The sequence below is a fragment of the Streptomyces sp. Pv4-95 genome, from assembly GCF_045782725.1.
Taxonomy (GTDB): Bacteria; Actinomycetota; Actinomycetes; order Streptomycetales; family Streptomycetaceae; genus Streptomyces.
Map to the genome: position 1 here is coordinate 4,261,880 of NZ_CP127172.1, position 12,784 is coordinate 4,274,663.

The following is a 12,784-nucleotide window of genomic DNA, read 5'->3' on the forward strand; positions in this document are numbered from 1 at the left end:
GGGCATGTGGCCCCGGAACGCCGCATGCCCCCGGACCGGTCGGTCCGAGGGCATGCGGGAAGAAAGGGGGCCGGGGCGCCTCAGGCGGCGTCCTCACCGCCGAAGCGCTCGCGGTAGGACTCCAGGTCGTCCTCGGTGATCTTCGCGAAGAGCACCGGCGGCACGGTGAAGGGCGTGCCCGCGGGGACCGAGGCCAGCGCCTTGGCCTCCTCCTGGGAGACCCACACCGCGGTGTCGTTCTCCAGCGCGAAGGCGCCCCGCATGGCCTTCGCCGATGCCGGGATGAACGGCTCGGAGACGACGGCGTAGAGGTGGATGAGGTTCATGGCCGTCCGCAGCGTCAGCGCCGCCGCTTCCTTGTCAGTCTTGATCTCCAGCCACGGGGCCTTCTCCTCCAGGTAGACGTTGCCCGCGCTCCACAGCGCGCGCAGCGAGGCCGCCGCCTTGCGGAACTGGAGGGCCTCCATGTGGCCCTCGTACTCGGCCAGCAGCCCGGCGATCTCCTCGCCCAGCTTCTGCTCCGCGGCGCCCGCCTCCGCGCCCGCCGGCACGTCGTCGCCGAATCGCTTGCGCGAGAAGGACAGCACGCGGTTGACGAAGTTGCCCAGGGTGTCCGCGAGGTCCTTGTTGACCGACGCGGAGAACAGCTCCCAGGTGAAGGACGTGTCGTCCGACTCGGGGGCGTTGGCGATGAGGAAGTAGCGCCAGTAGTCGGCGGGCAGCAGCTCCAGGGCCGCGTCGGTGAAGATGCCGCGCTGCTGCGACGTCGAGAACTTCCCGCCGTAGTAGTTCAGCCAGTTGAAGGCCTTGAGGAAGTCGACCTTCTTCCACGGCTCGCGGGTGCCGAGCTGGGTGGCGGGGAACATCACCGAGTGGAACGGGACGTTGTCCTTGGCCATGAACTCGGTGTAGCGGACGTCGTCGGCCTCGTACCACCACGACTTCCAGTCACGCTCCTGCGGCGCCTGGTCCGCCCACTCCTTCGTCGACCCGATGTACTCGATCGGGGCGTCGAACCAGACGTAGAAGACCTTGCCCTCGGCCGCCAGCTCGGGCCACACATCGGCCGGCACCGGGACGCCCCAGTCCAGGTCGCGGGTGATCGCCCGGTCCTGGAGACCTTCGGTCAGCCACTTGTGCGCGATGGAGGAGGCGAGGGTCGGCCAGTCCTTGCTGCCGTTGCCCTCCAGCCAGCCCTCGACCTCGTGCTGGAGCTTCGACTGGAGCAGGAAGAGGTGCTTGGTCTCGCGCACCTCCAGCTCACCGCTGCCGCTGATCGCCGAGCGCGCGTCGATCAGGTCGGTCGGGTCCAGGACGCGGGTGCAGTTCTCGCACTGGTCGCCGCGCGCCTTGTCGTAGCCGCAGTGCGGGCAGGTGCCGACGATGTAACGGTCGGGCAGGAAGCGGTCGTCGGCGATCGAGAAGACCTGGCGGATCGCCCGCTCCTCGATGAATCCGTTCTCGTGCAGCTTCCGCGCGAAGTGCTGCGTCAGCTCGACGTTCTCCGGCGAGGAGCTGCGGCCGAAGTAGTCGAACTCCAGGCTGAAGCCCTCGTAGATCGCCTTCTGCTTGTCGTGCTGCTCGGCGCAGAACGCGTCGACCGACTGCCCGGCGGCCTTGGCGGCCAGCTCCGCGGGTGTGCCGTGCTCGTCCGTCGCGCAGATGTACAGCACGTCGTGTCCGCGCTGGCGCATATACCGGGCGTAGACATCGGCCGGGAGCATGGACCCCACCATGTTGCCCAGGTGCTTGATCCCGTTGATATACGGAAGGGCGCTGGTGATGAGGTGTCGAGCCATTGCCGGCTGCTCCCAAGTCGCTACGGTGAGTGAGGATTTGCTTTACGGAACGTCAATATCGTACTGGACGGGGTGGGGGCGTCCGCGCGGGCTTTTACCGGACCGCCGGGGCCCCGCGCACCGGGGTGCACGCGGGCAGCGGAAAGCGGACGGCGTGCCCGGGCGGCCGCCGTCAGGTGTTCTCCGCAGGGGTCAGGCGGGTGCGTCCGCGGATGCCGCGTCGCCCGCCGGGGCCCCGTGCTTCGGCGCGCGGGCCGTGATCATCAGGCCGGCGAGGAGCGCGGCCAGCAGCATGACCCCGGCCGCCACCCCGATCGCCACGTTGAAGCCGTGCACCACGCCTGCCTTGATCACGGTGTCCCGCAGTGCCGGGGTGAGGCGGCCGCCGTTGTCCTGTGTGGCCCGGACGAGATGCGACCCGATGTATGCCGCGCTGCTCGATGTCGCGATCGTGTTCAGCAGCGCCGTCCCGATCGAACCGCCCACCTGCTGCGCGGTGTTGACGGTCGCCGAGGTGACGCCGGAATCCTGTGGGGCCACCCCGGCCGTCGCCGTCGCGATCACCGGCATGAAGATCAGGCCCATGCCGAGGCCGACGAGGAGCTCGGCGGGCAGGACATGCGAGACGAACGCGGGCTCCGGCGTCAGATATGTCAGCAGATACAGCCCCACGGCGGCCAGTAGCGCACCCGGCACCAGCAGCAGGCGCGGGGGGAGGCGATGCAGCAGGCGGGCCGAGATCTGCGTCGAGCCGATGATGATCATCGCTGTCATCGGCAGGAACGCCAGACCCGTGCGCAGCGGCGAGTACCCGAGCACGATCTGGAGGTAGTAGGTCATGAACAGGAACATGCCGAACAGCGCGATGAGGGCGAGGCCCATGGTCAGGAAGGCGCCGGCGCGGTTGCGGTCCCGCACGATGTGCAGCGGCAGCAGCGGGTGGCGGGCCCGGCCCTGCCACCAGGCGAAGGCCACGAGCAGCAGCGCACCGCCCACCAGCACCGTGAGCACCAGGGCATCGCTCCAGCCCCGCGGCTGCGCCTCACTGCAGCCGTAGACGATGGCGACCAGTCCGCCGCAGCCCAGCACCGCACCAGGAACGTCCAGGTGGGCGCGGCCGCGATCGGGGGTGTCGTGCAGGAAGGCCATGGCGCCGAGGAGGGCGAGGGCCGCGACGGGGATGTTGACGTACAGACACCAGCGCCAGTTCAGGAACTCCGTCAGCAGGCCGCCGGCGATCAGCCCGATCGCCGCGCCGCCACCCGCGATGGCGCCGTAGATCCCGAAAGCCTTGCTGCGCTCCTTGCCGAGGGTGAAGGTCGTGGTCAGCAAGGACAGGGCGGACGGCGCCAGCAGTGCCCCGAAGGCGCCCTGGAGGGCCCGGGCCCCGAACAGCATCGCGGAACCGGATGCCGCGCCGCCCAGGGCGGAGGCGATGGCGAAGCCGACCAGGCCGAGCATGAAGGTCTTCTTGCGCCCCACCAGGTCGGCGATCCGGCCGCCGAGCAGCAGCAGTCCGCCGAAGGCGAGCGTGTAGGCGGTGATCATCCACTGCCGGTTGGCGTCCGACATCCCCAGGTCGCGCTGGGCGGACGGCAGGGCGATGTTCACGATCGTGGCGTCCAGCACCACCATCAGCTGGGCGAGCGCGATCACCACGAGCCCCCACCAGCGCCGCGGATCCGGTTCCCGCTCCGCGGCCCAGCTGGGTGTGGTGCCGGCTGCCCGGGCGCTTCCCGTTCGGTCCGCTCCGCTCATCAAGACCCGCCTCCGCCGGTCGTCGGCCCGGCGCGGTGGTACGGCCGCCCGCGCCGGTACGGCCCCCACGATCGCCCGAGCGCAAACGGGCAACAGGGATATTTCACCCACTCAGCCTAGGGAGCTCGGCGCCAGCTCGCACGGGGACGGGGCGGGCCGGGGAGGTCAGCCCAGCGGGGCCGTGACCTCGGTGCGGATCTTGCCCGCCTTGTCGGCGAGGGCCTGCAGATCGACCGACGCCGGGTCCTTCGACAATTCCGCCGCATCGGTCTCGGCGACATTGCCGCTGGTGCTGCTGTCGGCCCATACGCAGAATGCCAGGGTGATCTTCTGGCCCATCTCCTGCCGCACATCCACACCGCAGGTCAGCGGCTTTCCGCCGCCGCTGGGAGTGAACTCCTTCTCCTCGACGGCGACTTCGGTCTTGCCGTCCTCGGTCATGCCCTGGAGGGTGTGGTCGACCGCCAGGTCGGGATCGTCGATGGTGCCGTAGATCCCGAGCATCACCATGGATTTCGTGCCACTGGTGTACTGGCCGCCGGCGGTTTTCATGCCGTGTGAATTGCTGCCGTCCGTCGGCACCGAACTCCCGGCCTGCTGGGAGATGTCCTTGGACAGCTTGTACTCCCCGCCGACGAGTGTCCGCGGCACCGTGATCTTGTACTTCGGTCCTGCGCTCGTGCCGGTCCCGCCGCTCGTGCCGCCCCGGAAGACGCCGAGGGACACCAGGGTGCCGATCACGAGGACGCCGGCTATCGCGCCGAGGATGCCCCAGACCTTGGCGGTGCCGCTCTTCGGCGGAATCGGTGGCATGCCGCCGGGGCCGCCGTAGCCGTACGGCGCTTGCTGGGGTGCGCCGAACTGAGGGGGCGGCGGCGCGCCGTAGGCCGGCTGCCCGTACGCCCCGGGGCGCTGGGGGCCCGGCTGAGGCGGCTGCTGCGGATAGCCGGGCGGCGGGCCGGGCTGGGGCGCGCCGTACCCCGGATTCGCACCGTAACCGTTGCCGTATTGCGGCTGCTGCGGCGTGCTCATCTTTCTCCCCCATGTGTGGTGCGCCCCGGGAAAGCGGCCGGAGTCGGACGCCCACCATAGCCGCGGGTTTCTCTTCGGCCCTTGGGAGAGGGGAGTCCGGTAATGGGGAGGTCGGTTCTGCGGGTATTTATCCGCGCAATTCCGGGTCGGGGCAGGCCATTTGAATGCGGCTATTCGCTCGCCGGGCGCATCCGGTGCATCCGGGCACACATTCCTCGGGGCCGTCCGGCGGGAGGAATGCAGTAAGTGAAGGGGAGTTGGCGGGCAAAAGCCGGCATGCGCAAACGCGCCGGCCGCGGCGGGCCCGGTGGGACCCGGCCGCGGCCGGTGGACGTGAATGCGGTGGCGAGTGCGGTCAGTTGTCCTTGACCACACCGGCGGCGCGGGCCTCGGTGAGCCACTCGGGGAACTCGACCATCAGCTGCTGGTAGAGCTCGTCGGCGGAGAGGCTGCGGGGGTCGCGGCCGGCGTGGAAGAAGCCGGCGTTGTCGACGACCCGCTTGTCCGGTACGGCCAGGTCGTCGAGCTTGCGAAGGAAGTCGAAGCCCTTCGCGTCCGGGTCGCCGAAGCCGATGAACTGCCAGAAGATCGGCAGCCCGGCCGCGTCGCACAGTGCCTTCTCCGCGGCAGGCTTGGAGGTCGGCGCGCCGTCCGTCTGGAAGATGACGAAGGCGGGGGCGGTGCTGCCGGACTTCTTGTAGTGCTCGACCACGGCGTTGATCGCCCAGTGGTAGTTGGTACGGCCCATGTGGCCCAGACCGGCGTGCAACTCCTCGATCCGGCCCTCGTAGTTGGCGAGGTCCAGCTCGGCGGAGCCGTCGATGTCGGTGGAGAAGAAGACGACCGGGACGGTGCCGTCGTCGTCGAGATTGGCGGAGAGGCCGAGGGCCTGCTCGGCGAGGTTCTGGACGGTGCCGTCCTTGTAGTAGTTCCGCATCGAGCCGGAGCGGTCGAGGACCAGGTAGACGGCGGCACGCTGGGTGGCGAGGCCGTGCTTCTCCAGGGTGCTGGACGCGGACTTGTAGAGGCTGACCAGGCCGGGGGCGGTGGCCTCGACCTTGCTGAGGGAGAGCGCCGGGAAGGCGGTCGCCGTGTCCGCGGCAACCGCGGCGGGCTCGGGCTTCACCTCGGCCTCGGGCTCCGGCTTCGCGGCGGCCTTCGGCTTGGCGGTGGCCTTCGGCTCAGCGGCAGGCTTCTCCTCGGGCGCGGCCTTCGCGGCGGGCTTCGGCTCGGCCTTCGGCTTCGGCTCGGCCTTCGCGGGCTTGCCCGCTGCCTTACCGGTCGTGGGCTTCGCGGATTCCGCGGGCTTCGCGGCCTGCGCGGGCTCTTCAGCCGGCTCGGCTGCCGGGGCGGGGCTCGCGACCGGCTTGTCGAACGCCTGGCTCACCAGGTCGGAAATGGTGTCGGGGCTGTCCGTCGCGGGGGTGGCGGCGTCGGCTGACGGCTCCCCGGTGACCTCGGTGGCCTTCGCCTCCGCCGCCTCCGGTGCCGCCTCGGCCGGCTCGTCGCGCTTCGCGGACTCCGCGGCCGAGGGCCGGGCGGACTCGGCGTCGGACTCGGACCGTACGGCCGACTCCTCGCGCGCCGGAGCCTCCGGTCGGTCCTCCACCGGGCTCCCCTGGGCCGGCAGCGAGGCCGTCGTCGGGGCCGGCTCCGGTGTGGAGACCTCGGTGGGGGCCGTGCGGGCGGCCGGCACCTCCGCTTCCGGGGCGGCGGTGGCGGATGCCGGATTGGACTCCTCGCGGGCCTCCGGAATCGTTGCCGATTCCGGCGTATCGGCGCCGCTCGGTGCCGCGCCGGTTTCTTCACGGGTCGCCTTGGAGCGACCGAAAGCGTTGCGCAGCAGACTCCGAATGCCCATCGGCGGACCTCTCTTGCGTGTGGTGGGTGCGGCGAATGTCCGTGAAGCACAGACATGTCCCTGACCAGGACGGATACGTAAGGGTAGCGGCCTGCACCGGCCTCATCGTGGGACCCCGCGCCTTGTGTGGTGGGCCATCCGGGGGTGGCTGGGCACGATCTGGTTTCGGCCAGGGGGCGTGCGTTGCGAAGGCGCGGGGGGTCGGCGGCATCCGACGCGGCGCGGCGCGCGGTCGGTGTGTCTCCACGTCGGGCGTCTGACCAGGGACGGGCCGCAACGGTGGACGGCGGATCGGCGTGCGGCGGCCGCTCCTCGGCGTCCGGCGGAGGGGCGCGCGCGGAGCTCGCAAGCGGGGCGCACGGGTTGAGCGAGGTGACGCCAACTCGTCGCCAATTCGTCACCCGGGAAGCGGTGCGCGCCTCGCACGAGTCGCTGACTCCCCGTAGCGCGCCGGCCCTGCCGGCCGACGCGACCGACGCACACCCCGCGGTATCGGTACACCCGTTCCCCGCCCGCCGTCTGACCGTCCGTAGGGGGCGCTCTGTCCTCCTGGCACGTCTCCGGCGCGTCTCCCGGCGCCCGGATGACTCGTGGTGGCCCCGGATTCACCGCGCGTTCATGTTTGCGACGCCGTCCGGCGGGGCGGCGCCCTTAGCGTCACGGCGAATCGTTCGACGCCGTTCGATGCCCTCCGATGCCTCGGGCCCTCACGGGCGCGGGCCGCGGCCGGCGGAGGGCGCGGGCGGTTCGTCCACGAATTCATACAAAGGGGGAGAGCGTGCGCACGTTCCTGCCGCTGATCGGCTCGCATCCCGGCGGGCGTTCGGCCATGACCTGCCGGTACCGCTGTGGCGACGCCTGTTTTCACGAAACGCCCAATGTGAGCGACAACGACTATGTCGGTGATGTCATCAGCGGTGCGCTGTCACGGCGTTCGGTGGTGCGGGCGGCCGCCGTGGTGACGGTCGTGGGGGCGGCCGGCGGCGTGCTGCCGCTCGGCGCGGGCGCGCAGGAGGCGGTCGCGGCGCAGGCCGACGGCGACCCGCTCGCGGGCCGGGGCACCCCCGGCGGGAAGACCGGCAAGGCGGCGCGGGGGCTGCGGTTCGCGATCGTCGCCCCGAACACCGCCGACGCGGTGGTGGTGTCCGAGGGGCATACGCAGAATGTCGTCATTCGCTGGGGCGACCCGATCCTGCGGGGTGCGCCGGCCTTCCACCCCGACCGGCAGTCGGCCGCGGCGCAGTCCGGGCAGTTCGGCTACAACAACGACTACATGGCCGTACTCGACCTGCCGGGCGAGCGGAACCGGCAGCTGCTGGTGATCAACCATGAGTACACCGACGAGCAGTTGATGTTCGCCGGGTACGACCCGGAGGCCCCGACCCGTGAGCAGGCGGAGATCGGCTGGGCGGCCCATGGCTTGTCCGTGCTCGTCGCGCAGGAGGAGCGGCGCACCGGCAAGCTGACGGCCGTGACCCGCCACCACCTCAACCGGCGGATCACCGGCAGCACACCGTTCGAGGTCACCGGGCCGGCCGCGGGCAGCGATCTGCTGAGGACGTCCGCGGACCCCGAGGGCACCCGCATCCTCGGCACGCTCAACAACTGCGGCGGCGGCATCACGCCCTGGGGCACGGTGCTCTCCGGCGAGGAGAACTTCAACCAGTACTTCGCCAACGGAGGCTCCGTCACCGACCCGGTGGCCGCCGCCCGGCTCAAGCGGTACGGGGTCACCGGCGCCGCCAGCCAGCGCAAGTGGGAGCGCTTCGACAAGCGGTTCGACGTGGCCCGCGAGCCGAACGAGGTGCACCGCTTCGGCTGGGTGGTGGAGATCGACCCGTTCGACCCGGACTCGACCCCGCGCAAGCTGACGGCGCTCGGACGGTTCAAGCACGAGGCCGCCGAGCCTCGGCTGACGGCGGACGGCCGCCCCGTCCTCTACATGGGCGACGACGAGAAGTTCGACTACTTCTACAAGTTCGTCTCCGCCAAGCGTATGAAGCGCGGCGGCGGGCGGGCCGCGCGGGAGCACAACCGCACACTCCTGGACGAGGGGACGCTGTACGCGGCCAAGTTCACCGGGGACAGCGCCGCGCAGGAGATCGACGGCTCCGGGAAGCTCCCGAAGGACGGCGAGTTCGACGGGTCGGGCGAATGGATCCCGCTGGCGAGCGGCGACACGTCGTACGTACCGGGTATGACGGCCGAGGAGGTCTATGTCTTCACCCGGCTCGCCGCCGACAAGGTGGGCGCCACGAAGATGGACCGCCCCGAGGACGTCGAGCCCAGCCCGCGCACCGGGCGGGTCTATGTCGCGCTGACGAACAACAGCGACCGGGGCAAGCCGGGCAAGGCCGGCGCGGACGAGGTGAACCCGCGCAACGGCAACAAGCACGGGCAGATCCTGGAGCTGACCGAGCACCGGGACGATCCGTCCGCGGGCCGCTTCCACTGGCGGCTCTTCCTGGTGTGCGGTGACCCGGAGGACCCGGCCACGTACTTCGGCGGGTTCCCCAAGGACCAGGTCAGCCCGATCTCCTGCCCGGACAACCTGACCTTCGACGCGTACGGGAACCTGTGGATCTCGACCGACGGCAACGCGCTGGGCAGCCATGACGGACTGTTCGGTGTGGCGACGGCGGGGGAACGGCGGGGCCAGGTGCGGCAGTTCCTGACCGTGCCGACGGGGGCCGAGACCTGCGGCCCGATCGTGCAGGACCGCAGGGTGCTGGTCGCGGTGCAGCACCCGGGCGAGCTGGACGGCGCGAGCGTGGAGAAGCCGGCGTCGACGTGGCCCGACGGGCCGGGCACGCTGGTGCGCCCGTCCGTGGTGAGCGTATGGCGCACGGACGGGCGGAACATCGGGGTCTGACCCCACCCGTCCGCCCCGCGCGAGCCCGGCGCCCCTGTACCGGGGGAGGGGCGCCGGGCCGCCGGGGAGCCGCCCCGCGTAGGGCCCGGTCCGGCACATCACGCCACGGAAACGAGGAGGCAAGAGCTGGGTAAGAAGTAGGTCGTTCAGGTATCCGATGCGCAGGTGGGCCCGTCTTCTCCGGTGACCATTGTCCTGAGCCGCCCGTTGTGCCTCTAGGCGGCCGGAAAAGGCAAGAACCCTTTCGAGGGTGACGGGAGATGTAGGCGCATGGGGCTGACCAGTCAGTCGCTCGAATACACGGTGGTCGTGCTGGCCCTGGCCTGTGTGGCCGCCACGGTGTGGCTCTGGCCCCGGCTGTCGCGGCGCGGGGTGCGGCCCGTCCTGGGCAGGCTCGGTGCCATCGTGGTCACGCAGCTGTCGATCGTGTCTGCGCTCGCACTGGCGGTGAATTCCAGCTTCCAGTTCTACGGCAGCTGGGACGAGCTGCTGGGCAACAACGAGAAGGCCCCGGTGTCGGTGAACGCCGGTGGCGGACAGTACGCCTCCGTCGGGAGCCTCAAGGGCGGGCTGGTCCAACCGGCCGGTCCGCAGGGCCTCGATCAGGTGACCGGGCTGCCCAAGGGGCCGGCGGACAAGGTCGGCAAGGTCGAGTCCGTACGCATCATGGGGCGGCGCTCGCGGGCCATCAACCCCGGGTTCGTCTATCTCCCGCCGCAGTACTTCCAGCAGCAGTTCCGCCGGCAGCGATTCCCCGTCATGGTCGTCATCAGCGGCTACCCCGGCGGCATCATGAACCTCGCGCAGCACCTCCAGGTGCCGCAGAACGCGGGGCGGCTGATCGAGCAGGGCAGGATGCAGCCGACCGTGATCGTGATGGTGCGCCCCACGATCGCGCCTCCGCGCGACACCGAGTGCGTCGATGTGCCGGGCGGGCCGCAGGCCGAGACGTTCTTCACGCAGGACCTGCCGGAGGCGATGAAGTCGGCGTACCGGGTCGGCCGGGACCCCAGTGCCTGGGGCGCGTTCGGGTACTCGTCCGGTGGCACCTGCTCGCTCCAGCTGGCGATGCGCAACCCGAAGATCTACACCTCGGCCGTCTCGCTCTCCGGTGACTACGCCATCAAGGACGACCTCACCACGGGCAGCCTCTTCGGCACCGGCGCGGCGGGCGCGCAGCGGGAGCGGGAGCACGATCTGCTGTGGCGGCTCGCGAATCTGCCCGCGCCGCAGGTCTCCGCGCTGGTGGCCAGCAGCCGCAAGGGCGAGCCGGGTTACCCGGACACCATGAAGTTCCTGCGTGCCGCGAAGGCGCCGATGACGGTCGACTCGATCATCCTGCCGCGCGGCAGCCACCAGTTCGCGACGTGGCGGCGTGAGGTCGTCCCGGCCCTGGAGTGGCAGAGCAGGCAGTTGACGTTCCCGCAGGACACCGAGCCGGCCGGTACGGAGCGCAAGCCGGGCCAGGCTCCGGTGAACGGAGCGGCGGGGCCCGAGGCGCCGGCAGCGTCGCCGTCGCCCTCCGACCGCAGGCGGGTGGAGGCGGAACCGCGGGGATGAGGCGCAGCGGGGCGTCGCAGGAGTGAGGCGGGAGGGGGTGCCGGTGGTCCGGCGCCCCCTCTCCGTCCGTCCGCCGCATGGTTCGGCCTACCCGGGGTAACCGAACCTCCCGGCCGGTACGGAGAAAGCAGTACCCGCACAGGGCGGCAGGAACGCGGAGCTGCGCCGCAGGTGGCGTGGCGGATGCGGGCCTGTCCGGCCGGACGCCCGGCACGTGACGCACCCTGGGAGAGGTCTGATGACGCGTACCCAGCAGGACGGCAATATCCGGCAGCTCCGTGACGGCCGGGCCCCTGTGGCCGTCCGCGTTCTGCTGCTGGTGGCGGCCTTCGCCGCGATGGTGGCCTTCGCGGTGGTCCTGGCCCGGCTCACCCTGACGCCGTCGGCGGCCTCGGTGCCGCTGACCCACCCCAACCTCCGCCCGGGGGACTCGATCCGCGACTACCTCGGGCAGCCGCACCTGGCCGACACGGTCAAGCAGCTCGGCGGCAACATCGTGCTCGGTGTGCCGTTCGGGGTGCTCCTGCCGGTGCTGGCGCCGGGTGCCCGTGGCACGCTCCGGGTCGGCGTCGCCACGGCGGTGGTGATGCTGCTGGTGGAGCTGGTGCAGGGAGCGCTGATCACCGGGCGGGCCTTCGACATCGACGATGTGATCCTCAACTGCACCGGCGCGCTGATCGGTTATCTGCTGCTGGGGCGCCGGCTGGGCCGTGCCGTCCACCTGCGGCGCCGCCACTGGTGGCAGCGGTTCGGCGGCGCCCGGCGCGTCGGGCAGGTCGAGCCCGCCACGGAAAAGGGCGGTTGAGGCGCCGCGTACTCGCGGCTCTCAGGGGCGGTAGACCATTCCGGGCTCCGGCTCGGCCGGTGAGAGCAGCTGGGAGACCGTCACGATCGTGTAGCCGCGCTGCTTGAGTTTCGCGAGGATGCCCGGGACGGCGGGCACGGTGCCCCGGTAGATGTCGTGCAGCAGGATGATGCCGTCGCGCTCGGTCTGTTCGAGCACCCGCTCGGTGATCAGGGCGGAGTCGTCGGTCTGGTAGTCCTTCGCGGTCACGCTCCACAGGACCTGCGCGAGGCCGAGTTCGCGGCTGATGCGGGAGACCTCCTCGTCGGTCCTGCCCTGCGGCGGGCGCATCAGCCGGGGCTTCTTGCCGGTGATCGACTCGACCGCGTCCTGGGTGCGCGACAGCTCCTTGCGGGCCTCTTCGGGCGCGAGGTCGGTGAGGACCTGGTGCGACCAGGTGTGGTTGGCCAGTTCATGGCCCTCGGCGTCGATCCGGCGCACGTCGGCGGGGCGGTCGGCGACATGGTTCTTACCGAGCATGAAGAACGTCGCGTGCACCTTCTCCTTCTTGAGGATGTCCAGCAGCCGGGGGGTGTGCTCGCTGGGGCCGGCGTCGAAGGTGAGCGCGACACACTTGGCCTTGCGGCAGTCGATGTCGGACCTGGCGGTGTCCTGCCGGTCCTCCCGCTTCCCGTTCCCCTGAGCGCCGCTCTTCCCGCCCTCGTCCACCGTCTTCCCGGCTGCGGCGAGCCGTGTGTCCTTCGTCTTCCCCTGCCCGGCCGACGCCTCGGCGCGGGCGTCGGCCGGTGCGGTGACGTCGTAGGCGGCGCAGCCGCTGAGGGCCAGGACCAACGAGGTGGCCGCCAGCAGCCCGGATATGGCGGGGCGGCGGGGCGCGGACTTCTTCTTCGGCATACGGGTCTCCTCGGACCTGGCAGGGCGCGCGGACGTCGACGCGGATGCGGACGTGGCGCGCGGGAGTGCGGGCGGTCGGCGCGCTGACCCTGTGGCGGCCGGCGCCGAGGGCAGGGCGCAGCCCCGCGGCGACCAGCCGTGACCTGGCGCGGCGCACCTCGAACGGCCGGACCGAGGGAACTATACACACGTAGTACACACGC

General features: G+C 71.0%; 8 protein-coding genes. 3 read left to right on the plus strand and 5 right to left on the minus strand.

The annotated features are described in order from the left end of the window. Positions 1–80: 80 nt before the first annotated feature. From metG to QOM21_RS18690, 4 genes are all read right to left on the minus strand, one after another. The gene (gene metG / locus QOM21_RS18675; protein ID WP_407551549.1) at positions 81–1,799 is read right to left on the minus strand and encodes a methionine--tRNA ligase; all 1,719 of its coding nucleotides are present in this window, start codon (positions 1,797–1,799) and stop codon (positions 81–83) included. Between the two features lie 192 nt (positions 1,800–1,991). Further along, entirely contained in the window at positions 1,992–3,557 is a 1,566-nt protein-coding gene (locus tag QOM21_RS18680; protein ID WP_407551551.1) for a DHA2 family efflux MFS transporter permease subunit, read from the minus strand. Positions 3,558–3,722: 165 nt separating this feature from the next. Beyond that, the gene (locus QOM21_RS18685) at positions 3,723–4,589 is read right to left on the minus strand and encodes a hypothetical protein (RefSeq protein ID WP_407551553.1); all 867 of its coding nucleotides are present in this window, start codon (positions 4,587–4,589) and stop codon (positions 3,723–3,725) included. Positions 4,590–4,944: 355 nt separating this feature from the next. Further along, positions 4,945–6,450: a VWA domain-containing protein gene (locus QOM21_RS18690; RefSeq protein ID WP_407551555.1), complete on the minus strand. Its 1,506-nt coding sequence runs from the start codon at positions 6,448–6,450 to the stop codon at positions 4,945–4,947. Positions 6,451–7,228: 778 nt separating this feature from the next. On the opposite strand from QOM21_RS18690, the gene QOM21_RS18695 reads away from it, so the two are divergent. The 3 genes from QOM21_RS18695 to QOM21_RS18705 all read left to right on the plus strand — a co-directional run bounded on the left by QOM21_RS18695 (position 7,229) and on the right by QOM21_RS18705 (position 11,687). Next, positions 7,229–9,322, plus strand: a complete 2,094-nt coding sequence (locus tag QOM21_RS18695) for a PhoX family protein (protein WP_407551557.1) — start codon at positions 7,229–7,231, stop codon at positions 9,320–9,322. A gap of 270 nt (positions 9,323–9,592) precedes the next feature. After that, positions 9,593–10,882 (plus strand): alpha/beta hydrolase, encoded by a 1,290-nt coding sequence (locus tag QOM21_RS18700; RefSeq protein WP_407551559.1) that lies wholly within the window; start codon positions 9,593–9,595, stop codon positions 10,880–10,882. Between the two features lie 238 nt (positions 10,883–11,120). Continuing rightward, positions 11,121–11,687 carry a VanZ family protein gene (locus QOM21_RS18705; RefSeq protein ID WP_407551561.1) on the plus strand — a complete coding sequence of 189 codons (567 nt, stop codon included), beginning with the start codon at positions 11,121–11,123 and terminating at the stop codon, positions 11,685–11,687. Positions 11,688–11,708: 21 nt separating this feature from the next. Here QOM21_RS18705 and QOM21_RS18710 read toward each other — a convergent pair whose 3' ends face one another. Further along, a complete protein-coding gene (locus QOM21_RS18710) occupies positions 11,709–12,581 on the minus strand; it encodes a polysaccharide deacetylase family protein (protein WP_407551563.1) in 873 nt (290 codons plus the stop codon). Positions 12,582–12,784: the final 203 nt, after the last annotated feature.

What these genes read in the sequence shown, in the direction of transcription:
- metG (WP_407551549.1), bottom strand. Translation starts at nt 1,799, where the DNA reads ATGGCTCGACACCTCATCACCAGCGCCCTTCCGTATATCAACGGGATC.
- QOM21_RS18680 (WP_407551551.1), bottom strand. Translation starts at nt 3,557, where the DNA reads ATGAGCGGAGCGGACCGAACGGGAAGCGCCCGGGCAGCCGGCACCACA.
- QOM21_RS18685 (WP_407551553.1), bottom strand. Translation starts at nt 4,589, where the DNA reads ATGAGCACGCCGCAGCAGCCGCAATACGGCAACGGTTACGGTGCGAAT.
- QOM21_RS18690 (WP_407551555.1), bottom strand. Translation starts at nt 6,450, where the DNA reads ATGGGCATTCGGAGTCTGCTGCGCAACGCTTTCGGTCGCTCCAAGGCG.
- QOM21_RS18700 (WP_407551559.1), top strand. Translation starts at nt 9,593, where the DNA reads ATGGGGCTGACCAGTCAGTCGCTCGAATACACGGTGGTCGTGCTGGCC.
- QOM21_RS18705 (WP_407551561.1), top strand. Translation starts at nt 11,121, where the DNA reads ATGACGCGTACCCAGCAGGACGGCAATATCCGGCAGCTCCGTGACGGC.
- QOM21_RS18710 (WP_407551563.1), bottom strand. Translation starts at nt 12,581, where the DNA reads ATGCCGAAGAAGAAGTCCGCGCCCCGCCGCCCCGCCATATCCGGGCTG.